Source organism: Frigoribacterium sp. AP1 (genome assembly GCF_056680555.1).
Genome location: NZ_CM155288.1, coordinates 409,904 through 434,766, shown reverse-complemented (window position 1 = coordinate 434,766; position 24,863 = coordinate 409,904). Strand labels below are relative to the sequence as shown.

Annotated in this window: 19 protein-coding genes, 1 tRNA gene and 1 pseudogene; 11 read left to right on the top strand and 10 right to left on the bottom strand. The window is 72.5% G+C overall.

Going from position 1 to position 24,863, the window contains the following annotated elements:
• Positions 1 to 3 precede the first annotated feature (3 nt).
• The 10 genes from topA (at position 4) to AC1MBW_RS01955 (ending at position 11,795) form a co-directional block, all read left to right on the top strand.
• Positions 4 to 2,985: a type I DNA topoisomerase gene (gene topA / locus AC1MBW_RS02000; RefSeq protein ID WP_480025282.1), complete on the top strand. Its 2,982-nt coding sequence runs from the start codon at positions 4 to 6 to the stop codon at positions 2,983 to 2,985.
• A gap of 40 nt (positions 2,986 to 3,025) precedes the next feature.
• On the top strand, positions 3,026 to 4,174 hold the full coding sequence (locus AC1MBW_RS01995; protein WP_480025281.1) for a DNA polymerase III subunit delta': 1,149 nt from the start codon (positions 3,026 to 3,028) through the stop codon (positions 4,172 to 4,174).
• An 84-nt stretch (positions 4,175 to 4,258) separates the two neighbouring features.
• On the top strand, positions 4,259 to 4,921 hold the full coding sequence (locus tag AC1MBW_RS01990) for a TetR/AcrR family transcriptional regulator (RefSeq protein ID WP_480025280.1): 663 nt from the start codon (positions 4,259 to 4,261) through the stop codon (positions 4,919 to 4,921).
• Positions 4,922 to 4,978: 57 nt separating this feature from the next.
• Positions 4,979 to 5,054 (top strand) — tRNA-Thr (locus tag AC1MBW_RS01985).
• 210 nt (positions 5,055 to 5,264) lie between these two features.
• Positions 5,265 to 5,993 (top strand): hypothetical protein, encoded by a 729-nt coding sequence (locus AC1MBW_RS01980; RefSeq protein WP_480025279.1) that lies wholly within the window; start codon positions 5,265 to 5,267, stop codon positions 5,991 to 5,993.
• 68 nt (positions 5,994 to 6,061) lie between these two features.
• A complete protein-coding gene (locus AC1MBW_RS01975) occupies positions 6,062 to 7,045 on the top strand; it encodes a Gfo/Idh/MocA family protein (RefSeq protein ID WP_480025278.1) in 984 nt (327 codons plus the stop codon).
• A 31-nt stretch (positions 7,046 to 7,076) separates the two neighbouring features.
• Positions 7,077 to 8,612, top strand: a complete 1,536-nt coding sequence (locus tag AC1MBW_RS01970; protein ID WP_480025277.1) for a D-alanyl-D-alanine carboxypeptidase/D-alanyl-D-alanine-endopeptidase — start codon at positions 7,077 to 7,079, stop codon at positions 8,610 to 8,612.
• A 38-nt stretch (positions 8,613 to 8,650) separates the two neighbouring features.
• The gene (locus AC1MBW_RS01965; protein WP_480025276.1) at positions 8,651 to 9,256 is read left to right on the top strand and encodes an isochorismatase family protein; all 606 of its coding nucleotides are present in this window, start codon (positions 8,651 to 8,653) and stop codon (positions 9,254 to 9,256) included.
• Positions 9,253 to 10,746 (top strand): NAD-dependent succinate-semialdehyde dehydrogenase, encoded by a 1,494-nt coding sequence (locus AC1MBW_RS01960; protein ID WP_480025275.1) that lies wholly within the window; start codon positions 9,253 to 9,255, stop codon positions 10,744 to 10,746. Before AC1MBW_RS01965 ends, AC1MBW_RS01960 begins: the two co-directional genes overlap by 4 nt.
• Complete coding sequence (locus AC1MBW_RS01955; RefSeq protein WP_480025274.1) at positions 10,743 to 11,795, top strand: Gfo/Idh/MocA family oxidoreductase; 1,053 nt, start codon at positions 10,743 to 10,745, stop codon at positions 11,793 to 11,795. The genes AC1MBW_RS01960 and AC1MBW_RS01955 overlap by 4 nt, the downstream gene beginning before the upstream one ends.
• 111 nt (positions 11,796 to 11,906) lie before the next feature.
• Here AC1MBW_RS01955 and AC1MBW_RS01950 read toward each other — a convergent pair whose 3' ends face one another.
• From AC1MBW_RS01950 to AC1MBW_RS01910, 9 genes and pseudogenes are all read right to left on the bottom strand, one after another.
• Positions 11,907 to 12,941: an enoyl-CoA hydratase/isomerase family protein gene (locus AC1MBW_RS01950; protein WP_480025273.1), complete on the bottom strand. Its 1,035-nt coding sequence runs from the start codon at positions 12,939 to 12,941 to the stop codon at positions 11,907 to 11,909.
• 54 nt (positions 12,942 to 12,995) lie between these two features.
• Positions 12,996 to 14,942: an ABC transporter ATP-binding protein gene (locus AC1MBW_RS01945; RefSeq protein WP_480025272.1), complete on the bottom strand. Its 1,947-nt coding sequence runs from the start codon at positions 14,940 to 14,942 to the stop codon at positions 12,996 to 12,998.
• A gap of 174 nt (positions 14,943 to 15,116) precedes the next feature.
• Positions 15,117 to 16,463, bottom strand: a complete 1,347-nt coding sequence (locus tag AC1MBW_RS01940; RefSeq protein ID WP_043596876.1) for an MFS transporter — start codon at positions 16,461 to 16,463, stop codon at positions 15,117 to 15,119.
• 214 nt (positions 16,464 to 16,677) lie between these two features.
• Positions 16,678 to 17,298: pseudogene (gene ribA, locus AC1MBW_RS01935) on the bottom strand (GTP cyclohydrolase II); the annotation flags it as partial.
• Positions 17,299 to 17,315: 17 nt separating this feature from the next.
• Positions 17,316 to 18,317 carry a bifunctional diaminohydroxyphosphoribosylaminopyrimidine deaminase/5-amino-6-(5-phosphoribosylamino)uracil reductase RibD gene (ribD, locus tag AC1MBW_RS01930; RefSeq protein ID WP_480026063.1) on the bottom strand — a complete coding sequence of 334 codons (1,002 nt, stop codon included), beginning with the start codon at positions 18,315 to 18,317 and terminating at the stop codon, positions 17,316 to 17,318.
• A gap of 38 nt (positions 18,318 to 18,355) precedes the next feature.
• Complete coding sequence (locus AC1MBW_RS01925) at positions 18,356 to 19,060, bottom strand: GNAT family N-acetyltransferase (protein ID WP_480025271.1); 705 nt, start codon at positions 19,058 to 19,060, stop codon at positions 18,356 to 18,358.
• A gap of 2 nt (positions 19,061 to 19,062) precedes the next feature.
• Positions 19,063 to 20,067 (bottom strand): tryptophan--tRNA ligase, encoded by a 1,005-nt coding sequence (trpS, locus tag AC1MBW_RS01920; protein WP_082383447.1) that lies wholly within the window; start codon positions 20,065 to 20,067, stop codon positions 19,063 to 19,065.
• A 47-nt stretch (positions 20,068 to 20,114) separates the two neighbouring features.
• A complete protein-coding gene (locus AC1MBW_RS01915) occupies positions 20,115 to 20,960 on the bottom strand; it encodes an exodeoxyribonuclease III (protein ID WP_054146655.1) in 846 nt (281 codons plus the stop codon).
• A gap of 10 nt (positions 20,961 to 20,970) precedes the next feature.
• Complete coding sequence (locus AC1MBW_RS01910) at positions 20,971 to 22,146, bottom strand: YihY/virulence factor BrkB family protein (protein WP_480025270.1); 1,176 nt, start codon at positions 22,144 to 22,146, stop codon at positions 20,971 to 20,973.
• A 164-nt stretch (positions 22,147 to 22,310) separates the two neighbouring features.
• Here AC1MBW_RS01910 and ptsP point away from each other — a divergent pair, with 164 nt between their 5' ends.
• The gene (ptsP, locus tag AC1MBW_RS01905) at positions 22,311 to 23,960 is read left to right on the top strand and encodes a phosphoenolpyruvate--protein phosphotransferase (RefSeq protein WP_480025269.1); all 1,650 of its coding nucleotides are present in this window, start codon (positions 22,311 to 22,313) and stop codon (positions 23,958 to 23,960) included.
• A gap of 55 nt (positions 23,961 to 24,015) precedes the next feature.
• On the opposite strand, the gene AC1MBW_RS01900 is transcribed toward ptsP, so the two are convergent.
• Positions 24,016 to 24,759, bottom strand: a complete 744-nt coding sequence (locus AC1MBW_RS01900; protein WP_480025268.1) for a hypothetical protein — start codon at positions 24,757 to 24,759, stop codon at positions 24,016 to 24,018.
• Positions 24,760 to 24,863 lie beyond the last annotated feature (104 nt).

The window sequence follows — 24,863 nt, the reverse complement described above, 5'->3', positions numbered from 1 at the left end:
CCCGTGCCAGGCACGAAGAAACTGGTCATCGTCGAGTCGCCCGCCAAGGCCAAGACGATCGGGCAGTACCTCGGCGACGGATACGAGGTGCTGGCCTCCGTCGGCCACATCCGCGACCTCGTCGAGCCCAAGAACCTCCCGGCCGAGCTGAAGAAGGGGTCGATGGGCAAGTTCTCCGTCGACGTCGAGAACGGATTCGAGCCCTACTACGTCGTCTCGGACGCCAAGAAGAAGACGGTCTCCGACCTCAAGCGCGCCTTGAAGAACGCCGACGAGCTCTACCTCGCGACAGACGAGGACCGCGAAGGCGAGGCCATCGCGTGGCACCTCCTGCAAGAGCTCAAGCCCAAGGTGCCGGTCAAGCGCATGGTGTTCCACGAGATCACCAAGGACGCCATCCAGAAGGCGCAAGAGAACACGCGTGACCTCGACACCGCCCTGGTCGACGCGCAGGAGACCCGCCGCATCCTCGACCGCCTCTACGGCTACGAGGTCTCGCCCGTGCTGTGGCGCAAGGTCGGACCGGGCCTGTCCGCCGGCCGCGTCCAGTCGGCCGCGACGCGTCTCGTCGTGGACCGCGAACGCGAACGCCTCGCGTTCGTCTCCGCGTCGTACTGGGACCTCACCGCGACCTTCGAGCCCGTCGCGGCCGAGGGCGAGGCGAAGGTCGCCTTCGGGTCGCGCCTCGTCCGAGTCAACGGGGAACGCGTCGCCGCCGGGCGCGACTTCGACGACCGGGGTCGGCTGAAGGGTGAGGCCGTCGCGCTCGACGAGGCCGCGTCGCGTGCGCTCGCCGAGGCGTTGAGTTCCTCCGACGTCGAGATCGTCGTCGGCTCGGTCGACTCGAAGCCCTACACCCGTCGTCCGGCTGCTCCCTTCACGACGTCGACCCTCCAGCAGGAGGCGGCGCGCAAGCTGCGGTTCTCCGCCCGGCAGACCATGAGCGTCGCGCAGTCGCTCTACGAGAACGGCCACATCACCTACATGCGCACCGATTCGCCGGCGCTGTCCCAGCAGGCGATCGGTGCGGCGCGCAGCCAGGCCGCCAAGCTCTACGGGTCCGACACGGTCCCCGACAAGCCGCGGCTGTACACGGGCAAGAGCAAGAACGCCCAAGAGGCGCACGAGGCCATCCGGCCCTCGGGCGACACCTTCAAGACGCCGTCCGAGATGCAGAACGTCCTGCGGGGCAACGACTGGAAGCTCTACGACCTCATCTGGAAGCGCACGGTCGCCTCGCAGATGGCGGACGCCAAGGGATCGACCGCGTCGGTCGTCGTGTCGGCGACGACCTCGGGGACGGTCGCGGGCATCGCTCCCCGCGCCGCCACCGGGACGCTCGCCGAGTTCGCCGCATCCGGCACGGTCATCACGTTCCGCGGGTTCCTCAACGCCTACGAAGAGGGTCGCGACGAGGACCGCCACGGCACGGCCGAACCCGCCGAGGCCAAGCTGCCCCCACTGACCGCCGGTCAGGCACTCGGCCTCGACGAGGTCGAGGCGAAGGGGCACGACACGTCGGCACCGCCGCGCTACACCGAGGCGAGCCTGGTCAAGACCCTCGAAGAGCTCGGCATCGGACGCCCCTCGACCTACGCCGCCATCATGTCGACGATCGTCGACCGTGGCTACGTCACGCCGCGCGGCACGGCCCTCGTCCCGAACTGGATCGCGTTCTCGGTGGTCCGTCTGCTCGAGGACTATTTCGCCGACCTGGTCGAGTACGACTTCACGGCCAGCATGGAGGACGACCTCGACCTCATCGCCGGCGGCGACGCCGACCGCGTGGACTGGTTGAACGGTTTCTACTTCGGCAACGAGTCGCACCGTGGTCTCCGCAAGGTCATCGACAACCTGGGCGAGATCGACGCGCGCGACATCAACTCCATCGTGCTCGCCGACGGCGTGACCCTGCGCATCGGTCGCTACGGTCCCTACCTCGAGGCGCCGGGCGACGACCCCGAGACGCCCCGTAGGGTCAACGTGCCCGAAGACCTCGCTCCCGACGAGTTGACCGCCGAGAAGGCGCGTGAGTTGATCGACGCCCCCGTCGTCGGCGACCGCGTGCTGGGGCTCAACCCCGAGACCGGCAAGGAGGTCATCGCCAAGGACGGCCGCTTCGGCCCGTACGTCACCGAGCGGACTCCCGAGTCGGCGACCGACGAGATCGTGGCCGACCCGGCGACCGGCGAGGTGACCGAGTCCGCGGCTGCCGCCACGACCACGACCGGGGCGAAGAAGACTCCGGCGAAGAAAGCCCCTGCCAAGAAGGCGGCCGCTCCGAAAGAACGCACGGCGTCGCTCTTCAAGAGCATGGGCGTCGACACGATCGACCTCGACACGGCCTTGCGGTTGCTCGACCTGCCCCGCACCGTCGGCACCGACCCCGAGAGCGGCGACGAGATCCAGGCCCAGAACGGGCGCTACGGCCCCTACCTCAAGAAGGGGACCGACACCCGGTCGCTGACGAGCGAGGACCAGATCTTCGAGATCGACCTGCCCGGGGCGCTCGAGCTCTATGCCCAGCCGAAGTACGGCGCCCGCAAGGCCAGCAGCGCCTTGAAGGAGTTCGAGGCCGACCCGGTCAGCGGCAAGCCCATCAAGGTGAAGGACGGGCGGTTCGGCGCTTACGTCACCGACGGCGAGACGAACGCCACCATCCCGCGCGGTGAGACGGTCGAAGAGGTCGACTTCGACCGCGCCGTCCAGCTGCTCGCCGACAAGCGGGCCAAGGGGCCGGCCAAGCCCAAGACGGCCGCCAAGAAGGCACCCGCGAAGAAGGCACCGGCGAAGAAGGCGACAACCACCAAGGTGCCGGCCAAGAAGGCGACGACCGCGAAGGCGACGACCGCGAAGGCGCCGACCGCGAAGGCGACGACCGCGAAGGCGTCGACGACGGCCGCCCGGAAGGCGCCGGTCAAGAAGGCTCCGGCGGCCGAGGCGGCGTCGGCAACGGCCGCCGCGCCGGAGGCCACGGCCGAGTGACCGGCGCGGTCGGTCCCCGAGCCGAGGGCGCACGCTGACCATGCCCCTCTGGGAACACCTCACGGGTCAGCCCGATGCCATCGAGGCGTTGACCGCGGCGGCCTCGACGCAGCCCGGCAACGCCTCGATGACCCACTCGTGGCTCATCACCGGGCCGCCCGGCTCGGGCCGCTCGAACCTCGCCTACGCCTTCGCGGCCGCGTTGCTCTCACGAGAACCGGCCGACGAAGAGGCCACCCTCCGGCAGGTCGCCGCCAGGTCGCACCCCGACCTCGCGGTCCTGAGCACGGAGCGCATCATCATCACGATCGAAGAGGTCCGGTCGCTGGTCGCGGCGAGCCAGTTCTCGCCTTCGGTGGGTCGCTACCGGGTGGTCGTCATCGAGGACGCCGACCGCATGACCGAACGCACCTCGAACCTCCTGCTCAAGGCGCTCGAAGAGCCGCCGCCGCGGACGGTCTGGCTGTTGTGCGCCCCGAGCGAGGCCGACCTCATCCCGACGATCCGCTCCCGCGTCCGCAGCGTGCGCCTCCGCATGCCCGCCGTGGGCGACGTCGCCGCGCTCCTCGAGGCCCGTGACGGCGTCGACCCCGAGATCGCGCTCGTGGCGGCCCGCGAGGCCCAGAGCCACATCGGCATGGCGCGGCGCCTGGCACTCGACACCTCGGCGAGGTCGCGACGTCGACAGACCCTCGAGACCGCCCTGGGCATCCGCAGCGTCTCGGACGCCGTCATCGCGGCGGCCACCCTGCTCGCGGTCGCCGGTGACGACGCGAAGGCGATCACGGAAGAGCGCGACGCCGAAGAACGGGCGAGTGCGTTGCGGTCGCTGGGCGTCGAGCCGGGTGGCACCGTGCCTCCGGCCCTGCGCAGCCAGCTGCGTGCCCTCGAGGACGACCAGAAGCGCCGGGCGACCCGGAGCCTCCGCGACGGGATCGACCGCATCATGGTCGACCTCCTCTCGCTGTACCGCGACGTCCTGTTGCTGCAGCTCGGCGTCGACGAGCAGCCCATCAACGAGGCCATCCGGGCACAGCTCGACGCCGCGGCGGCCGCCTCCACCCCGGCCGCGACCCTGGCCGTGCTCGACGCGATCGCTCTGGCCCGCCGCCGCATCGAGGCCAACGTGTCGCCGGCCATGGCGCTCGAGGCCATGCTGGTCGTCGTCAGTCGTCACGCCACCCGCTGACCGGCGCGTGGCAGCGCCACGAGCACCGGGTCGGCGAGGTGGCCGTCCACCCCTTTCCCCGGGTGCATGCGCGATGATGGCCTGATGAGCGACCCGAACGCCGCCCCCGGCCTGCGCGAGCGCAAACGTCTGGCCACCCGACGAGCGATCCAGGTCGCCGTCCTCGACCTCATCGTCGAACACGGGCTCGACGCGGTCACGGTCGACATGGTCAGCCGCCGGGCCGACGTCTCGCCGCGGACCTTCTTCAACTACTTCCCGTCCAAGGAAGAGGCCGTCGTCGGCGATCCGCCGGCGCTGCCCGACGGTCGCGACCTCGAGCGGTTCGTGGCCCAGCGCGACGAGCCCGTGCTGTCGAGCCTCATCCAGCTGCTGACGCACGCCGTCGAGTCGGCGACGGTCGATCGCGAACTGGTCGTCCTCCGCCGCCGGGTGCTCCGGGCGCACCCCGACCTGCTGGCCCGTCGCATCGCGTCGACGCGGGTCTTCGAGGAGCGCCTGACGACCGTCGTCGCGCAGCGCATGGCGGCCGACGAAGGGGTGGCAGACGACGTCGTCGACGCCTCGTTGCTCAGCCGCGCGCACCTGGTGTCCCTGGTCAGCATCGCCACCCTCCGCCACGCCTGGGCCGAGTGGATCGACGACGACGACGGGGACCACCTCAGCGACATGCGGTACAGCCTGCGTGCCCGCATGGAGGCCAGCTTCGTCGAGCTCGGTCGCCTCGTGACACGCGAGGTCCGCTGATCCTGTACAGTGTCTAATCGTGCCGCGAGGCACGGGCAGCCGACCGAGGTCGGTCCCGCCGCTTTAGCTCAGTCGGTAGAGCGTCTCACTCGTAATGAGAAGGTCATCAGTTCGATTCTGATAAGCGGCTCCACCACAGCCCCGGGTCACGACGACCCGGGGCTGTTCTCGTCCGTGGGCCGTGCCGAGGGTGCGCTGCTCCGAGGCCCTCGTCCCCGGTCCCTGCGCCCCCAGTAGTGGTGAGCGCGTGGCCGGGTTGTACCCCGAACGGCCCACGGGCCTCGTCCCGTCGCCCTACGGTCGATCTGCGACGCCCACCGGTCCCCGGAAGGAGGTGGCCCGCATGCCCCTCCGTGTGATCTGCACCGCGCTGCTCGCCGCCGTCCTGGCAGGCATCCTCCTCGTCGTCTGGGCCGGAGGCGACTCCTCGGCCCTCGCGACGGCCGGCGTGGCCGACGGGCCGACGACGGTGGTCCTCGCGAGCGGCGACCCCGGCCCCGGGGCGGAGTCCACGGCCGAGGACGCAGGAGGCGCGGGGTGCGTCGACGACGCCACCAGCGCCTCCGTCCCCTCGCCCGCGCAGCCCGGCGCCGGCGCCCCGAGCGGCGCGACGGGCGCCTCCGACGCCGCGAGCGGCGCGACGGGCACCACCGCCGCCGACCTCGACGCGTTCCGGACGGCCTACGAGGAGCAGCGCGAGGCGGCGTGCCTCGGACTGCTGCCGGCCGCGAACGTGCGCCACGACGCATGCCTCGAGCAGTACCTCTTCTGGGTCGCCGGCGACCCGAGCCCCGATCCGTTGAGCGCCTGGGGACACAAGGGCGAGGTGGTCCGCAGCGACGGGGTGCCCCCGGTCGGCTGCGACGGCAACCTCGCCGGCGGCACCGCGACCACGGGCGACGTCGCCGCCGCCAAGTGGTGGGCCTCGGCTCCGCACCGCGCGGCCGTCTATCGACCGGACTTCCGCGGAGACCTCGCCCACGCCTGCGTCGGGTTCGCCGCCGTGCACGGGGGAGCGCCGGACGACAGCCCGGACTTCGTCCGCTCGGCCAGTCGCTGGTACGCCTGCTGACCGGCGAGGTGGTCCAGGGACTCGTACCGGAGGGCCTCGCCGTCGGCGGTGGCTGGTAGACAGTCCGCATGACACTTCGATGGGGAATCCTCGGCGCCGGCGGCATCGCCGCCACCTTCACCTCCGACCTGCTGGGGGCGGGGCTGTCCGTCTCCGCCGTCGGGTCCCGCGACCTGGCCAAGGCGCGCGAGTTCGCCGACCGTGCCGGGGTCCCGGGGGCGCACGGCAGCTACGACGACCTGGTGGCCGATCCCGAGGTCGACGTGGTCTACGTCGCCACCCCGCACCCGTTCCATGCCGAGAACGCCCTCTCGGCCGTCGCCGCCGGCAAGCACGTCCTCGTCGAGAAGTCCTTCACCGTGAACGCCTCCGAGGCCGAGAGGGTCTACGCGGCCGCTCGCGAGGCCGGCGTGGTCGTCCTCGAGGCGATGTGGACGCGCTACACGCCGCAGAGCGCGCGACTGCGCGAGGTCGTGCGCTCCGGCGTCATCGGCGAGGTGCGCCTCCTGACGGCCGTGCACGTCCAGTCGCTGCCCACCGATCCCCACCACCGCATCAACGACCCGGCCCTCGGCGGCGGGGCCCTGCTCGACCTCGGGGTGTACCCGGTGTCGTTCGCGGACGACCTGCTCGGGGCGCCCTCGACGGTCTCGGCCTCCGCCACGCTCAGCGACCAGGGCGTCGACGCCCGCGTCGCGATCCAGCTCGGTCACGCGTCGGGTGCGACGGCCCAGCTGTACGCCGCCCTCGACACCTCGGGCCGCAACACGGCGACGCTGCTCGGCACCGCCGGTCGCATCGACGTCGACGACACGTTCTACGCGCCCGGCGGCTTCACCGTGCGCGACTCGGACGACGCCGTGGTCGAGCGCTTCGACGCCGACGAGGGCGGACTGCGCGGCATGCACCACCAGGCGCTCGAGCTCGAACGGGTCGTCGCGGCGGGCGAGCCCGAGAGTCCGTTGCTGACCGCCGCCGACGGCGTGGGCGTCATGCGCACGATGGACGAGGTCCGACGGCAGATCGGCGTGCGGTACCCCTCCGAGGGATGACGTCGGCGCGACGCTCCGTATGATGTCCTCGATGAGTGATCAGGGTGAGCCACGTCACGACCGTCCCGAGGCGACCACGGGTGGTGTCGGCGCCGGGCCCCGCGATGCGGCCCCGGTCCCGTCCACCGGGTCGGGCTCGTCCGTGTGGCGCTGGGTCTCGTCGCGGCCGCGAGGGGTCCTCGTGACGGCGGGCGTCCTCGTGTTCGCCCTGCTCGGCGGAGGCGCCGTCGCCGCCGGGGCAGCGACCGCACCCGATGCCACGACGGCGCGGGCCGCCGCCTCGGTCCCCGAGCCGGCGGTCACGATCACACCGACCGCGACCCCCACGGCCGACCCCGCACGGTCGGTACCGGGCGTCATCCCGGCGGCCACGCGTCTGCGGACCTGCTCGGTCGCCGGTGCCGCGTCCGACGCCCGTCTGGCCCAGTTCGAGGGCAGCGTGGTCAACGCCACCACGGGTGAGGTCCTCTTCGACCGCAACGGCTCGACCCCGGCGCGCACGGGCAGCGTGCTGAAGACCCTGACGAGCGCGGTCGCCCTGTCGGTCCTCGGGCCCGACGCCCGTCTCACCACCCGGGTGACCGGCGACGCCGGGACGGGTGCCGTGTCCCTGGTCGGCGGCGGCGACGCCACGCTCAGTGCCACGGGTTCGAGCGTGTACGCCGGGGCCCCCACGGTCGCCGACCTCGCGACCCAGGTGAAGGCGTCGCTCGGCGAGCAGCCCCTCACGCAGATCACGCTCGACGCCACCTTCTGGAACCCCGCCGACAAGTGGGACCCGTCCTGGAAGCGCACCGAGCAGACCATCGGCTACCACTCCGAGGTCACCGCGCTCATGGTCGACGGCGACCGGGCGAACCCCGCGGCCCAGACGAGTCCGCGCAGCACCGATCCCGTCGCCCGCGCGGGCGACGCCTTCCGGTCCGCGCTCGTCACCGCGGGCGTGGTCGGCGCCGACTCCGCCACCATGACCCAGGGCACCGCCACGAGCGGCACCGTCATCGCCCAGGTGTCGTCCCAGCCGGTCAGCCGCCTGATCTCGCAGCTGCTGCCGACCTCCGACAACACCCTCGCCGAGATGCTCGCGCGCGTCTCGTCGAAGGCGTCCGGTGCCGACGGGTCGGCCGCGTCGCTCACGACCCTCTACAAGACCGTCCTCTCGTCGACCTACGGTCTCGACACGTCGTCGCTCACGATCATCGACGGGTCCGGCCTAAGCGAGAACGACGCCGTGCCGTCGACCTTCGTCGCGCGGCTCATGATCCAGGTGCTGAACCGCGAGCACGGCCTGGGCGTCGTCTACGACGCCCTCCCGGTGTCGGGCAAGACGGGCACGCTCGCCTCCCGTTTCACGGGCTCGAACGCGGTGGCCCGAGGCGCCGTGCACGCCAAGACCGGCTGGATCGACACGGCCTACACGCTCGCGGGCACCGTCGACGCGGCGGACGGCACCAAGCTCACCTTCGCCTTCTACGCGATCGGCTCCGTGCAGGACAACGCGCGGGCCGCCCTCGACACCCTGACGACGGCCGTCTACAGCTGCGGCGACAACCTGGCCAACAGCTGAGGCGGGCCGCTGTCGGTGCGGCGCGCGAGAATGGTCGCATGACCAGAGCACTCTTCGTCATCGACGTCCAGAACGACTTCACCGAAGGAGGCGCGCTCGGGGTCACCGGCGGCGCCCACGTCGCGCAGGCGGTCACCGACCACCTCCGCGCCCACCGCGACCGGTACGACCTCGTGGTCGCCAGTCGCGACTGGCACGCGCCCGACGGTGACAACGGCGGCCACTTCAGCACCGAGCCCGACTTCGTCGATTCGTGGCCGACGCACTGCGTGCAGGGTTCGACCGGTGCCGACTACCACCCCGAGCTCGACACCGCACTCGTCGACGTCCACGTGCTCAAGGGCGACGGGCGACCGGCCTATTCGTTGTTCGACGGGCTCGTCGACGACGGGCGGCCGTTCGGTGACGTCCTCGCCGCGACGGGCGTCGACGAGGTCGAGGTCGTCGGTCTGGCGACCGACCACTGCGTCCGGGCCTCGGCCCTCGACGCCGTCGCCGCGGGTCTCTCGGTGACCGTGCTGACCGACCTCGTGGCGGGCGTGGCCCCGGCGCCGAGCGAGGCCGCCCTGGCCGAGCTGCGCGCGGCCGGCGTCCGCACCGTCCCGTCGTCCGACGTCGACGGCTCGACCGGGGCCTCGGCGTGAGCGGCCCGGTCGTGACGGCTGCCGAGCGTCGTCGCGTGATCGAGGCCGTGCCCACCGGTCTCTTCGTGGGGGGCTCGTGGGGCCCGTCGTCCTCGGGCGACACCATCGACGTCGTCGACCCCGCCACGGGCGAGGTGCTCGTCGCGGTGGCCGACGCGACTCCCGCCGACGGCCTGCGGGCCCTCGACGCCGCGGTCGCCGCGCAGGACGACTGGGCGGCGACGTCTCCCCGGCACCGCAGCGACGTGCTGCGCCGCGCCTTCGACCTGCTGATGGAGCGGCGCGACGACTTCGCCCTGCTGATGACGCTCGAGATGGGCAAGCCGCTGGACGAGTCGCTCGGCGAGGTCACCTACGGCGGAGAGTTCCTCCGCTGGTTCTCGGAAGAGGCCGTGCGCGTCTCGGGTCATTACGGCACCAACCCCGAGGGCACCGGCCGGACGACGGCGCTGCACCGCCCGGTGGGCCCCTGCCTGCTGATCACCCCCTGGAACTTCCCCCTCGCCATGGCGACCCGCAAGATCGCGCCCGCCCTCGCGGCCGGCTGCACGGTGGTCGTCAAACCGGCCGAGCTGACGCCGCTCACCACCCTCGCCTTCGCCGCCCTGCTCGCCGAGGCGGGCGTGCCCGACGGGGTGGTGAACGTCGTGACGACGCTGTCGGCGAACGACGTGTGCGAGCCCCTGATCCGCGACCCGCGCCTCCGGAAGCTCAGCTTCACGGGGTCGACGCCGGTCGGCTCGACGCTGTTGACGCAGGCCTCCGAGCAGGTGCTGCGCACCTCGATGGAGCTCGGCGGCAACGCCCCCTTCGTGGTCTTCGACGACGCCGACCTCGACGCCGCGGTCGAGGGTGCGATGCAGGCGAAGTTCCGCAACGTGGGCCAGGCCTGCACGGCCGCCAACCGGTTCATCGTGCACGAGTCGGTCGCCGACGAGTTCACCGCCAGGGTGGTCGAGCGCGTGCGCGGACTCCGGGTGGGCGCGGGGACGGACGACGGGGTCTCCGTGGGCCCGTTGATCGACGACCGGGCCGTCGACAAGGCGGACCGGCTCGTCCGCGACGCGGTCGACCGCGGGGCGGTGGTCGAGACCGGCGGCCAGCCCGTCCACGGGCCCGGCACCTTCTTCGAGCCGACCGTCGTGTCGGGCGTCGCCCCCGGCAGCGAGATCCTGACCACCGAGATCTTCGGCCCGGTCCTGGCGATCTCGACGTTCCGGGACGAGGCCGAGGGCGTCCACCTCGCGAACGACACCGAGTTCGGGCTCGTGGCCTATGCCTTCACCCGCGACCTCGCCCGGGGGCAGCGACTGGCCGAACGTCTGCAGACCGGCATGCTCGGCCTCAACGTCGGCGTGGTGTCCAACGCCTCGGCGCCGTTCGGCGGCGTCAAGTCGTCGGGCCTCGGCCGTGAGGGCGGTGCCGAGGGCATCCACGAGTACCTCGAGACGGTGTACGTGCTGACCCCCGACCCGTTCGCCGGCGCATGAGCGCCGTCGAGCCGCTGCGTGTCGGCATCGTGGGCTACGGACTCGCGGGCCGGGTGTTCCACGGCGCGCTGCTGGCCGCCGACCCGGCCTGGCAGGTCGACGCCGTCGTCACGCGCGACCCCGACCGTGCCGGCCAGGCCGTCGCGGCGCATCCCGGGGCCGAGGTCGTCGCCGACGTCGACGAGCTCTGGCGGCGTGAACTCGACCTTGTCGTCGTGGCCACCCCCAACGACACCCACGTCGAGACCGCGACGCGTGCCCTGCGGGCCGGAGCGGCCGTCGTCGTCGACAAGCCGCTCGCGACCTCGGCCGCCGACGCCCGCGGGCTCGTCGGGCTCGCCGAATCGCTGGGCCGGCCGCTGACCGTCTACCAGAACCGGCGGTGGGACGGCGACTTCTTGACGGCCACGCGCCTCACGGGGTCGGGCGAGCTGGGCGACGTGCACACCGTCGAGTCACGCTTCGAACCCTGGAAGCTCGAGAACCGCGCCGGCTGGAAGCGTCGGGCGACCCCGGCCGACGGTGGGGGCATCCTGTTCGACCTGGGCCCGCACCTCGTCGACCAGGTGATGCGACTCCTGGGGCCGGTCCGGGCGGTCCACGCCGAGATCGCGACCCGCCGCCCGACCGGCACGGCCGACGACGACGTGTTCCTGTCGTTCGAGCACGAGGGCGGTCGGGGGTCGCGGCTGGCGATGAGCCACGTGGCGGTCCTGCCCGGGCCGAGGTTCCGTGTGCTGGGGTCGGCGGGGGCGTACGAGGTGCACGGTCTCGACCCGCAAGAGGCCCAGCTGGCGTCGGGGGTCGCGCCGACCGACCCCGCCTTCGGTGTCGACGCCGGCCGCCGTGCGGGCGTCGTGGTCAGCGACGGCGCACGCCGCGACGAGCCCACCGATCCGGGGTGCTACCCCGCGTTCTACTCGCAGCTGGCCGGTGCCCTCCGGGGCGAGGGCGAGCTGCCGGTCGACCCCTGGGACGCCGTCCGGGCACTCGAAGTGATCGAGGCCGCGCGTCGTTCCGCGGACGAGGGACGCGTGATCCGCCTCTGACCCGGCGGCGGTCGTCGCGCGGCCTTCGGGCTGCTGCCGGGGTGGCCCGCCGGTCTGCGGTCGGCAGCAGCGGCCGCGGTCTGCGACGGGCGGACGACGCTCGCCCCTCGGTCAGAGGCGAGTCGTCCAGTCGACCGTCGCGATGGTCGCGGCGACGTCGACCTCGGCGAGGGTCGGCGGTGACCATCGGGGGCAGCGGTCCTTATCGATCACCCGGGCGCGGACGCCCTCGACGAGGTCCGGCGAGGCGGCGAGCGAGGTGACGATGCCCAGTTCCTGCCCCAGCACCGCCTCGAGGTCGGGCAGACGGGCCGCCCGCCGCCGCGCCTCCAGGGTCAGCACCACCGACGTGGGCGAGGCCGCCTCGAGGTCGTCGGCCACGGCTCCGGCATCGGCGAGACCCGAATACGAGAGGTCGCGGAGTCGTCGCACGATCGTCCGCGCGTCGTCGCCCCGATAGGCGTCGTCGATCCACTCGGCGGCCTCGGCGAGATCGGACGGTCCCGCGTCCGCGCCGAGTGCCCGCACGGCGTCGGGGCCCCCGTCGGCCAGTGCCGGCAGGACCCGCGTCAGCTCGGACGACGGGACGAACAGGTCGGCGAAGCCCGTGTGCAGGGCATCGGCAGCCGTCATCGCACGACCGGTGAGGGCGAGATGGGTGCCGAGCTCGCCCGGGGCCCGCGACAGCAGGAAACTGCCGCCCGCGTCGGGGGAGAGCCCGATGCCGGTCTCCGGCATGCCCACCGAGCTGCGTTCGGTCACGATGCGGAGCGTGACGTGACCGCCGAGCCCGATGCCCGCACCCATCGCGATGCCGTCGAGGAGCGACACGATCGGCTTCGACCAGCGCGCCAGGCGCAGTGTTCCCCGGTACTCGCGCCGCCACATGTCGACGCTGCGCTGCGGGTTCGTCGTGGCGTTGGCGTGGATCCACGCGATGTCGCCCCCGGCACAGAACCCCCGGGGCCCGGCGCCCCGCAGCAGCACCGACGAGACCCTCGGGTCGTCCTCCCAGGCATCGAGCGCCTGCTCGACGAGCCCGAGCATCTCGATCGTCACCGCGTTGATCTTCTGGGGGCGGTTGAGGGTGATCACACCGACCCCGCGGTCGACGTGGGTCAGGACGGTGGGGGCGACGTCGCTCATCGGGCCATCGTCGCACGGCGTCGTGGTCGTGCCCCGACGCCCGCGCACCCCGTCTCAGACGAGGAGCTGGTGCTTGGCCAGGTCCTTGTAGAGCGGCGTCGTCTGCACCAGTTCGGAGTGGGTGCCCACGCCCACCACGCGGCCGGCCTCGACGACGACGATCTGGTCGGAGTCGACCACGGTCGACAGCCGGTGGGCGATGACGATGAGCGTGCGGTTCTCGGCGACCGCGTCGATCGCCTCGCGGAGGCGCTGCTCGTTCAGTCCGTCGAGACTCGACGTCGACTCGTCGAGCAGCAGGATCGGTGGCGCGTTGAGCAGCGTGCGGGCGATGGCGAGGCGCTGACGTTCGCCCCCGGAGAGCATCACCCCGTCCTCGCCCACCTGGGCGTCGAGGCCCTGGTCGCCGCGTTCGAGCACGGCGGTGAGGTTCACGGCCTCGAGGACCCGACGGCAGTCGTCGTCCGTCGCCTCGGGCGACCCCAGGGTGAGGTTGTCGCGGATCGTCCCGGCGAGCACGGGTGCGTCCTGTTCGACGTAGCCGATGCGGGACCGCAGGTCGCGCCGGTCGAGGGTGCGGACGTCGGCTCCGCCCACACGCACGGCACCCGAGGTCGGGTCGTAGAAGCGCTCGATGAGCGACAGGATGGTGCTCTTGCCCGCTCCTGAGGGGCCGACGAGTGCCGTGCGCTTGCCGACGGGCACCGAGAAGCTGACGCCCCGCAGCACCGTGAGGTCGTCGTCAACGGGGCGCACGCCCGAGTCCTGGCCGGGCTCGCCGGAGACCCGCGGGCCGCCCGTCGCCGTCCCGGAGGCCACGGGCGAGTCGGGGTAGCGGAAGTGCACGTCGTCGAACCGGACGGCGATGCCGTCCTCCGCCGTGAGACCGGCGCCCGCCTCACGGGTCGCGACCTCGGCCGCGAGGCGCTCGTCCCCGTCGGTCTCGCTCGGCAGGTCGAGGATCTCCTGGATGCGCCCGAGCGCCCCCAACGCCTGGTTGACGCTGAGCACGGCACCGAGGGCCTGACCGAGCGGCATGATCATCAGGAAGAGGAAGAGCACGAACGAGACGAGCGAGGCGATCTCGATGGCACCGCTCGCCACCCGGTACCCCCCGACGCCGAGCACGACGAGGAACGACGCCTGCAGCGCGACGGACGAGATCGGCACGACCAGGGCCGAGATGCGCGCCACCTGGAGCCCCCGTTGGTAGGCGCCCTCGGCGTCCCGTTCGACGGCCACGATCTCGCGGTCGGTGGCGCCCGAGGCGCGGATCGTGCGGACCGAGCTGATGGCACGTTCGACGGCGGCCGTCAGGTCACCCACCTTCTCCTGCGCCTGGCGGCTCGCCACGCGGATGCGGCCGGACAACAGCACGACGACGACGACCGAGACAGCGACGACGAGCACGGTCAGTCCGAGCAGCACCGGGTCGATCAGGAACATGCCGACCAGGGCGCCGACGAAGGTCAGGCTGCCGCCGATCGCCTCGACGAGCCCCTGGGTGAGCACGGCCCGCAGCAGGGTGGTGTCCGAGCCGACCCGAGACACGAGGTCGCCCGTCCGGCGCGTGTCGAACTGGCTGATGGGCAGCCGGAGCATGCGGCCGACGAGGCGACGACGGCTCGAGAGGACGACGCCCTCGCCGGTGCGCTGCAGCAGGTAGTGCTGGAACCCGCTGATCAGCCCGGCCACGACGACCAGCGCGACCAGCGCCCAGACGAGGGGCCCGAGCGTCACGCCCTGCTGCACGGCCGAGATGACCTGCTGGACGAGCAACGGCTGACCGAGCGACGCCGCGGCACCCAGGACGCTGAGCACGATGATGAAGGCCATGACCTTCTTGTGCTCGAACAGGTAGGGCAGCAACTGACGGAACGTGGCACGGGGGCCCTCGGGCTGCGGGCGGCGACCCCACCGTGACCGGGGCGCGGCCGGGGGGTCGACCCGCGCCTCCTGCCCGTCGGACGTCGTCGTGCGCGCGCGTGTGTCGGAGCTCATGATGCCTCTCGTGCCTGGTGACCGGCGTCGCGGGGTGCGGCGGTCGGTGTCGCGGGCGGTGCCACCGCCGACTACGACCGTACTTCGTCCGGGTGACCTCCACCTGCGTCACGGGACCGGCCCGCGCCTCTGGTCAGGAGGCGCGGGCCGGGCGGCAGGGTACGTCGCGTCCGGTCAGCCGGCCGTGTCGTAGTCGACGTCGCGGGTCTCCCGGCTGAGCACGAGCGCGATGAGGGTCAGGACTGCCATCGACGACAGGTAGAGGCCCACGAGCCAGGTGCTGCCGCCCGCCGCCGTCCAGAGCGCCACGGCGATGAACGGGGCCACGGCGGCTCCCAGGATGCTGGCCACGTTGTAGCTGATCGCCGAGCCGGTATAACGCACGCTCGTCGGGAACAGCTCGGGCAGCACGGCACCCATGGGTCCGAAGGTCAGCCCCATCAGGACGAAGCCGATGATGAGCAGCGCCTGCGCCCCGAGGGCCCCGGCCGCGAACAGCGGGGCGAACGTGAAGCCGAAGACGAGGATGCCCGCCGTCACGCAGATGAGCATGGCGCGGCGCCCGTACTTCTCGGCGAGCGGCCCCGACACCAGGGTGAAGATGCCGAAGAACACCACGCCGAGGATGAGCATCCAGAGGAACTGCGTCCGGGGGATGCCCAGACCCGCCGGGTCGCCCGCGGCGTCGGCCGTGCCGAACGTCAGCGTGAACGTCGTCATCAGGTAGAAGAGCGTGTAGGTCGCGAGCATGATGAACGTGCCGAGCAGCAGGGGGCGCCAGCTCGACCGGACCACGCGGGCGAGCGGCAGCGTCGCGACGTTGCCCGAGTCGACGACCTTCTGGAACGCCGGGGTCTCGATCAGCTTGAACCGCACGTACAGGCCGATGATGACCAGCACGGCGCTCGCCAGGAACGGCAGGCGCCAGCCCCAGGCCAGGAACTGCTCCTCGGTGAGGGTCGTGTTCAGCAGCACGAAGAGCAGGTTGGCGATGATGAATCCGATGGGCGCACCGAGCTGGGGGAACGTGCCGTAGATGGCACGGCGGTTCGCCGGGGCGTTCTCGGTCGCGAGCAGCGCGGCGCCGCTCCACTCGCCGCCGAGGCCGAGGCCCTGGCAGAAGCGCAGCACGACGAGGCAGGCCGGGCCGGCGACCGCCCAGCCGGGCGTGGTGCCGGCCGGGATGCAGCCGATCAGCACCGTCGCGATGCCCATCGTCAGCAGCGAGGCCACGAGGGTGCCCTTGCGGCCGATGCGGTCGCCGAAGTGACCGAAGACGATCGACCCGACCGGCCGGGCGATGAACGCGACGCCGAAGACCGCGAACGAGGCGAGCCGCGCCACGGCGGGGTCGTCGTTGGCGAAGAAGATCGTCGGGAAGACCAGCACCGCGGCGGTCGCGTAGACGTAGAAGTCGTAGAACTCGATCGAGGTGCCGATGAGGCTCGCGACGATGACGCGCGAGCGCTTGTTGGTGGTGGGGGCGGACGACGTCGACGGATCGACGGTGGGTACGGACACGGGGGCACTCCGAGGCAGGGGTCGAGGTCCCGGCGGACGTCGACGACCGGGCGCGTGATGCGGCGCAACGGGTCGGACGGAGGCGCGGTGCAGGGATCTGCGGATCGCTCGGCCGGGTGAGACGGTGGCCGCTCGTGACAGCCGACGTCCATGGTACTCCCGCCTGTACCCCGGCGGGGACGCGCTCCGGGCCCCGGGGTCAGCCGGCTCGGGCTCAGTCGTCGGCGCCGAGGTGGCCGGGCAGCTCGTGACCCATGCGGTCGCGCTTGGTGTCGAGGTATCCCTCGTTGAAGGCGCCGACGCCGACGACGAGCGGCACCAGGTCGGTGACCTCGATGCCGTGCTCGCCGAGCTGACGTCGCTTCTCGGGGTTGTTGCTCAGCAACCGGACGCGGGTGAGCCCCAGGTCACGCAGCACGTCGGCAGCGGCCCCGTAGTCTCGGGCGTCCGCCGGCAGCCCGAGGGCGAGGTTGGCGTCGAGGGTGTCGAGGCCGTCCTCTTGCAGGCGGTAGGCCCGGAGCTTGTTGACGAGGCCGATGCCCCGACCCTCGTGGCCGCGCAGGTAGACGACGACCCCGCCGTGGTCCCGGATGGTGTCGAGCGCGGCGTCGAGTTGCGGGCCGCACTCGCACTTGAGCGAGCCGAACGCCTCGCCGGTGAGGCACTCGGAGTGGACGCGCACGAGGGCGCCGTCCGCCGGGCGGAGGCCCGTCGGATCGCTCGCGATGATCGCCACGTGGTCGGCCCCGGTGACCGTGTCGCGGTAGGCCCTCATGCGGAAGGTGCCGTGGCTGGTGGGGACCGTGGTCTCGACCTCGAACGACACCTGGGACGAGGCGGCGGGGGTGGTGGTCATGCGTGTCTCCTGGAGGTGTCGCGGGCGACGACCACCAGGTCGTCGCCGAGGGGGTGCGCGTCGGTGACGCGCAGTCGTCGTTGCCCGTCGATGTGGTCCACGCCGAGGTCGTCGAGGGCTGTCCGGGGGCCGCCGAGCAGCGTGGGCGCCAGGTACACGACGTAGTCGTCGACGAGTCCGAGCCGGACGAACGCGCTCGCCACGGTCGGTCCGCCCTCGACGAACACGCTGCGGACCCCGCGGCGTCCGAGGTCGTCGAGCACGGCCTCGAGGTCGTGCGTGCCTGTCTCGACGAGCTCGCGGGGATGCCGGCGCAGGGCGGCGTCGGGGGGCACGGGGCGCGTGCCGACGACGACGGGCAGCGGCTGGTCGGGGAGCAGTTCTCCGCCGTCGCCCCGGGCGGTCAGGCTGGGGTCGTCGGCCAGCACGGTGCCCGTGCCCACCAGGATCGCGTCGTGGGCCGCCCGCTGTTCGTGGACGTGTTGCCGTGCCGCGGTGCCGGTGATCCACCGGCTGCTGCCGTCGGACGCGGCGGTGCGGCCGTCCAGGCTCGAGGCCCACTTGAGCGTCACGAAGGGTCGGCCCGTCCGGGCCGTCACCAACCACCGGCGAGCCATTTCTGCGGCCTCGTCGGCGAGCACGCCGGCGACGACCTCGACACCGGCCCGCCGCAGCCGGTCGGCCCCGCCACCGGAGGACGCGCCGGGATCGGCGACGGCGTGGACGACGCGGGAGACGCCCGCCTCGATCAGGGCGACGCTGCAGGGCCCGGTGCGGCCCACGTGGTCGCAGGGTTCGAGCGTGACGACGGCGGTCAGGCCGCGGGCCTCACCGGGGGCGAGGTGCGAGAGGGCGTCGACCTCGGCGTGCGGGGTGCCGGCACCCCGGTGCCATCCCTCGGCCGCCGTGCTGCCGTCGGGGCGCAGCAGGACGCAACCGACCTGGGGGTTGACCCCGCGGGCCGGTCCGCGTCGAGCCAGCGAGACGGCCCGTCGCATGACGTGTTCGAGGAGATCGTGGTCGATCGAGTCGATGCTCACGGGGCCTCCGGGACGGAACGGTCGCGCGCCGGGGCGTACGCGGTGGGGGACGGGCGGACGATGCCGTCGACGGCATCGGTGAGGGAGTCAACGCCGTCGGCGACGGGGTATTCCGTCGAGCGGCCGGGACGCGTCCCGGCACGCCCCAGGTCGGGCCAGCCCGGTCGCATCACCCGCGCGTCGCCCGGTCGCAGGCGGGCCTTCCAGCAGAGGGGGTGGCCCCCGTCGCGGTCGGGGTGGAGCCCGGGGCCGACGCCCTGATACGTGAAGCCCGTGCGACGGGCGACGGCGGCCGAGGCGTCGTTGCCGACGTAGCCCTCCCAGAAGAGTTCGCGCAGCCCGCCGGCACCGAAGGCCCAGTCGGCCACCAGCCCGAGGGCCTCGGTCATCAGGCCGTGACCCCGCGAGGCCGGGGCCGTCCAGAAGCCGACGTCGGACGACCGGAGCCGCACGCTGATGACGCCCTCGAGCAGGCCGGACCCCGGGCGGCGCAGCCCCCAGGTGAACTCGCGCCCGGTGGCCCACCCGTCGTCCACGATGCGACGCAGGAAGAACTCGGCGTCGGACCGTGCGTACGGGACGGGCACCGTGGTGAACCGCTGCAGCGTCTCGTCGCGGCAGGCGTCGACGATCGCCGGCACGTCGGCCGCGCTCGGCACCACCAACTCGAGGGTCGGTGACGCGAGCACGAACGGCAGCACGATCAGGCCTTGCGGACGAAGCCGATGCGGTCGTACACGGTGTCAATCGTGGCCTGGGCGATCTCGTTCGCCCGATCGGCGTTGACCGCGAGGATGCGGTCGAGCTCGGTCGGGTCGTCGAGCAGTTCGAGCGCCCGGGTGCGGACGGGCGCGAAGGTCTCGACGACGACCTCGGCCACGTCCTTCTTCAGGTCGCCGTAGCCGCGACCGGCGTAGCGCTCTTCGAGGTCGGCCACGCTGTCGCCCGAGAACGACGAGAGGATTGTGAGGAGGTTCGAGACGCCCGCCTTGGCCCCGCGGTCGAAGCGGATCTCACGCTCGGCGTCGGTGACCGCCGACTTGATCTTCTTGGCGGTCCGGCTCGGCTCGTCGAGCATCCACACGACACCCGAGTCGGTCGCCGCCGACTTGCTCATCTTCGACTCGGGCGACTGCAGGTCGTAGATGCGTGCGGACTCCTTCTGGATCGTCGCCTCGGGAACGACGAACGTCTCGCCGAAGCGGGAGTTGAACCGGGTGGCGAGGTCGCGGGTGAGTTCGACGTGCTGACGCTGGTCGTCACCCACCGGAACCGTCTCGGCCTGGTAGAGCAGGATGTCGGCGGCCATGAGCGTCGGGTACGCGAAGAGGCCGAGCGAGGCCGCGTCGGACCCCTGCTTCGCCGCCTTGTCCTTGAACTGCGTCATGCGGCTGGCCTCGCCGAAGCCGGTCAGGGTGTTGAGCACCCAGGCCAGCTGCGTGTGGGCCGGCACGTGCGACTGGATGAACAGGGTCGACCGGGCCGGGTCGATGCCCGCGGCGATGTACTGCGCCGCGGTGCCGCGGATCTGGGCCCGCAACGCGGCGGGGTCTTGAGGGACGGTGATGGCGTGCAGGTCGACGACGCAGAACAGGGCGTCGTGCGTCGTCTGCAGCGACTTCCACTGCTGCAGCGCGCCGATGTAGTTGCCGACGTGGAGCGAGTCGGCGGACGGCTGCATGCCGGAGAAGAGACGGGGCTTGGTCATGAGGTCCTCGGTCGGGGTGGTGCGAGAAGGAAGAGGTGGGACGCGGGTCAGAGTCGGTAGTCGACGACGACCGGGGCGTGGTCCGACCATCGCTGGTCGTAGGCAGCGGCCCGGTCGACCACGTAGTGCTCGACCCTGTCGGCCAACGCGGGGGTGGCCAACTGGTAGTCGATGCGCCAGCCGGTGTCGTTGTCGAAGGCCTGCCCCCGCCACGACCACCACGAGTAGGGCCCCTCGACCTCGCCCGCGAAGCGCCGACCCACGTCGACCCACCCGAGGCCTTGTCCGCCGGTGCCGTCGACCGTCTCGACCTGCTCGCCCGCCGGGCCGAGGAAGCGGTCGAAGTACGACCGCTCTCGGGGGAGGAAGCCGGCGCGCTTGACGTTGCCCTTCCAGTTCTTGATGTCGAGCTCGCGGTGCCCCACGTTGAGGTCGCCCGTGACCACCGAGAGCTCGTTGTGGGCGGCGAGCTCGGGGAGCCGCGCCGACATGGCGTCGAGGAACTTCCACTTCTCGTCCTGCTTGGGGGTGTCGACCTCGCCCGAGTGGACGTAGGTGCTGACCACGGTGACCACGGTGCCGTCGATCTCGTAGTCCGCCTCGAGCCAGCGGCCCGCACTGTCGAAGTCGTCGGGCCCGAGCTCGACGCGGTGCACGTGGGCCTTGCCCCGACTGGCGATGGCGACCCCGGCCCGGCCCTTGGCGGTCGCCGGGTCGTGGACGACGTTCCACTCCGGGCCGAGCAGGCCCTCGAGGTCGTCGGTCGAGGCGCGCACCTCTTGCAGCGTGAGCACGTCGACGTCGCGCGCCGAGAGCCAGTCGCCCATGCCCTTGCGGAAGGCGGCGCGGACGCCGTTGACGTTGACGGTGGCGAGACGGAGGCGCGTGGACATGGGCTCCAGACTAGCGGCGGGCACCGTCACGGGTGCCGTCCGGAGGGCCCGTGGGTGAGGCGTCCGTGCGTGGGACGTCGGACGGGTCGCCCCGGCGGACGGCACGCAGCGACCGCGAGAGCAGGCCGCGGGCGCCGTCGACGAGACGACCGCCGCGCGACCGGGCCCGCGCCTCCTGGGCTCGCCGTTCCTCCTCGAGGCGTCGCAGGCGGGCCGCCTCTTCGTGCGGGTCGGCGAGGACGCCGAGGTCGTCCATGCCGACGGCGATCCAGCCGGCGCTGAGCAGCAGTACCTGGCACAGCAGGTTGATCACGATCAGCAGTCCGACGATCGCCGCGAACGAGGCGACCAGGGGGTTCGAGCCCGTGGCCCGCAGCACGACGCCGCCGACCACGGTCAGCGAGACGAACCCGGCCGCGCCGATCGTCGCCCCCGAGAGCAGTCGACGGAAGGGGATGTGGAGCCCCGCCAGCACGCGGAACAGCACGGCGAGCACCGCGGTCTCGAAGACGAACACGAGCACGACGCCGACCACGCGAAGGGTCGCCTCGCCGACGGTCGACCGGGTCGAGACGCCGACCCCGGACAGCAGGCCCGAGACCGCCGTGGTGCTGAGCAGCGACAGCGTCGCCGAGACGACGACCGCGGCGCCGAAGCAGAGCGCCAGGCCGAGGTCGCGCACGATCAGTCGACCGAGGGGCGTGACGGGTTGGGGCGCCCGGAACACGATCCGGACGCAGTCGCGCATGCTGCCGAGCAACGTGATGGACGACACGAGCAGACCGAGCAGGGCGACGGCGCCGGTCCAGCCGAAGACCGACGCGTCGAGCAGCAGCTCGGGGTCGACGACACCCGTGCCGTCGACGTCCTGGATCAGTCCGGGCACGGCCGAGCGGATGAACACGATCAACTCGTCGCGCAGCAGTCGATCACCCGAGACGACGAACCCGGCGACCGAGAAACCCACCCACAGGGCGGCGAAGAGGGCGAAGAGCGCCTGATAGGTCAGCCCGGCCGCGAGCAACGGCCCCTTCGCCGTGACGTGCCGCGCCAGCACGCGGGTCGGGCGTGACCCCACGACGCGCGACCCGGCCCGACGGGCGCGTCCGGTCGGGCCGCCGACCGAGGAGGCGCTGGTCGCCTCGGCCGGGTCGGGCGTCGGTTCTCGGGTCCACGGCGCGCGCATTCCCCAAGGGTAGGGGTGGCCGGGCGAGGCGGCCCGGGTCGCCGGGGTCGACGCCGGGATCGGCACTGACCGGACGTCCGGGCGTTCCGTCTACGATGGACCGACCGTGGGCGTGCCCGGCGTCCTGCCGCACGTCCCCCCATCGAGACTCGAAGAGGTTCACCGTGGCACTACAGGGCGTTGGCGTCGGACGTGGAGTGGCCGTCGGCCCCGTCAAGAAGATGCCCGATCCGCTGCCCGAGCCGGGCACCGACCCGCGCACGGCCGACGCGGCCCTCGAGTACGACGCCGTGCTCACCGCCCTGTCCACGGTCGCCGCCGACCTCACGGCTCGGGGCGAGAAGGCCGGCGGCGAGGCGAAGGACGTCCTCGACGCCCAGTCGCTGATGGCACAGGATCCGACCCTGACCGACGACGTCAAGGCCCGCATCGACGACGGGCGCACCGGCGAACGCGCGGTGCACGAGGCGTTCGCGGCCTTCCAGGACCTCCTGATCGGCATGGGTGGCTACATGGCCGAGCGGGCCACCGACCTCGGCGACGTGGCACAGCGCGTCATCGCCTCGCTGCGCGGCGTCCCCGCCCCGGGTGTGCCCGAGAGCGACACCCCGTTCGTCCTCGTCGCGCCCGACCTCGCCCCCGCCGACACCGCCCTGCTCGACCTCGACAAGGTGCTCGCGCTCGTCACGCGTGACGGCGGGCCCACGTCCCACACGGCGATCCTCGCCCGGTCCAAGTCGATCCCCGCGATCGTCGGGGTCACCGGGGCCCTCGACCTGGCCGACGGCACCGTCGTCGTGGCCGACGCCGCGAGCGGCGTCGTGACGGTCGACCCCTCCGCCGACGAGGTCGCCGACGCCGAGAAGCGCATCGCCGACCGTGCGGCCGCGGCCGCCGCCCCCCTGACCGACGGTGCACTGGCCGACGGCCACGCCGTCCCGCTGCTCGCCAACCTCGGCGCGCCGGCCGAGGCCGCGGGGGCGATCGAGCTGGGTGCCGAAGGCGTCGGCCTGTTCCGCACCGAGTTCCTCTTCCTCGGCAACTCTTCCGCGCCCACCGTCGAGAGCCAGACCGCGAGCTACACCGCGCTGCTCGAGGCCTTCCCGGGCAAGAAGGTCGTCGTCCGCGCCCTCGATGCCGGCGCCGACAAGCCGCTCAGCTTCTTGAACGACGCCCACGAAGAGAATCCCGCCCTCGGCCTCCGCGGCCTCCGGGCCCTGCGCGTCAAGGAAGACATCCTGCGCGACCAGCTCACCGCCCTGGCGGCGGCGCAGGCCGCCACCACCGCCGACCTCTGGGTGATGGCACCCATGGTCAGCGACGCCGAAGAGACCGAGTACTTCGTCACCCTCGGCCGCGAACTCGGGCTGAAGACCGTCGGCGTGATGGCCGAGGTCCCCTCGCTCGCCGTGCTCGCCGACCAGATCTTCGCCAGCGCCGACTTCGTCAGCGTCGGCACGAACGACTTGACCCAGTACACGATGGCGGCCGACCGCATGCTCGGCTCCGTGGCCGCCTACCAGGACCCCTGGCACCCCGCCGTGCTTCGCCTGGTCAAGTCCCTCGGTGACGCCGGCGCGGCCGCCGGCAAGCCCGTAGGCATCTGCGGCGAGGCCGCGGCCGACCCGCTGCTGGCCGTCGTGCTCGTCGGGCTCGGGGCCACCACGCTCTCGATGACGCCCGCCGCGCTGGCCGACGTGCGTCTCGAGCTCTCGCGGTACACGCTCGACCAGGCCCGTGGACTCGCGACCGCCGCCGTCGCGGCGACCACGGCCGCCGGCGCCCGCCAGGCCGCCGAAGCCGCCACCGTCTGACGCCCGCGCGGCGTCGGCCCTCGGGGGGTCGACGCCGTCGGTCCGAGACTCGGCCTCAGCGCGGATCGATCTCCGCCCGGCGTTCGTCGAGGTGGTCGGCGAGTTCGCCCCAGGCGACGACCGCGTCGCGGAGCGCTCCGGCCGTGCCCTCGTCGAGCACTGAGACGAGCCCGCGAGGATCGTCGACGAGGACGAGCGCACTCGACCGCGACAGCACGGCGTACGACGACGACCGGTCGCCGACGGGTGCGTTCGTGCCCCGCAGCTCGAGGTGCAGGCGACCCGACGACCGTGTCAGGCGCGCCCGCACCGGGTCGCCGTCCGACGCGAAGAACTCGGCCAGCGCCTCCCGGTCGTCCGACAGGACGTCACGCTCCCACCCGTTCTCGGCGAGTCGTTGATCGGCGCCGGCCACGGACTGCCAGAGGACGACCGCCCTCTCGGTCGGCGAGGCTCCGGCTCGCAGGCCGAACCGCGCCTCCAGGTTGTCCGCGACGGCGGCGGCCACCGCCGCACGGTCGACCGACGGCGGCGCATCGAGCCGGTCCACCACGACCGTGACGACGGCGTCGAGTTCTCGCGGCCAGACCGACACCCGGGTCTCGTCCAGCAGGCGGTCGTGCTCGCCCGAGAGCAGGGTCTTCTCGACGAGCTCGTCGAGGCGGGCGAGGGCCCGGCCGAGTTCGCGGTCGCCGGTGGGTCGCAGGGGTGGTCTCGTCCGCACGGCGGCGGCGAAGGCACGGCGGCGTTCGCGCTGGTCGTCGGGGCGTTCGCCGTTGCGGTACGGGCGTCGCCTCACGAGATCGCTCGCGGGTCGGACCGGCGGGGTCGTCGGTCGAGACGTCGGACGTCGTGCATGGCGTGCCTCTCGAGGGTCGGTGGCGATGACGGGGACCAAGCCTA

What these genes read in the sequence shown, in the direction of transcription:
- AC1MBW_RS01990 (WP_480025280.1), top strand. Translation starts at nt 4,259, where the DNA reads ATGAGCGACCCGAACGCCGCCCCCGGCCTGCGCGAGCGCAAACGTCTG.
- AC1MBW_RS01965 (WP_480025276.1), top strand. Translation starts at nt 8,651, where the DNA reads ATGACCAGAGCACTCTTCGTCATCGACGTCCAGAACGACTTCACCGAA.
- AC1MBW_RS01975 (WP_480025278.1), top strand. Translation starts at nt 6,062, where the DNA reads ATGACACTTCGATGGGGAATCCTCGGCGCCGGCGGCATCGCCGCCACC.
- AC1MBW_RS01970 (WP_480025277.1), top strand. Translation starts at nt 7,077, where the DNA reads ATGAGTGATCAGGGTGAGCCACGTCACGACCGTCCCGAGGCGACCACG.
- AC1MBW_RS01995 (WP_480025281.1), top strand. Translation starts at nt 3,026, where the DNA reads ATGCCCCTCTGGGAACACCTCACGGGTCAGCCCGATGCCATCGAGGCG.
- AC1MBW_RS01980 (WP_480025279.1), top strand. Translation starts at nt 5,265, where the DNA reads ATGCCCCTCCGTGTGATCTGCACCGCGCTGCTCGCCGCCGTCCTGGCA.
- ribD (WP_480026063.1), bottom strand. Translation starts at nt 18,317, where the DNA reads ATGCGACGGGCCGTCTCGCTGGCTCGACGCGGACCGGCCCGCGGGGTC.
- trpS (WP_082383447.1), bottom strand. Translation starts at nt 20,067, where the DNA reads ATGACCAAGCCCCGTCTCTTCTCCGGCATGCAGCCGTCCGCCGACTCG.
- AC1MBW_RS01945 (WP_480025272.1), bottom strand. Translation starts at nt 14,942, where the DNA reads ATGAGCTCCGACACACGCGCGCGCACGACGACGTCCGACGGGCAGGAG.
- AC1MBW_RS01950 (WP_480025273.1), bottom strand. Translation starts at nt 12,941, where the DNA reads ATGAGCGACGTCGCCCCCACCGTCCTGACCCACGTCGACCGCGGGGTC.
- AC1MBW_RS01955 (WP_480025274.1), top strand. Translation starts at nt 10,743, where the DNA reads ATGAGCGCCGTCGAGCCGCTGCGTGTCGGCATCGTGGGCTACGGACTC.
- AC1MBW_RS01915 (WP_054146655.1), bottom strand. Translation starts at nt 20,960, where the DNA reads ATGTCCACGCGCCTCCGTCTCGCCACCGTCAACGTCAACGGCGTCCGC.
- AC1MBW_RS01910 (WP_480025270.1), bottom strand. Translation starts at nt 22,146, where the DNA reads ATGCGCGCGCCGTGGACCCGAGAACCGACGCCCGACCCGGCCGAGGCG.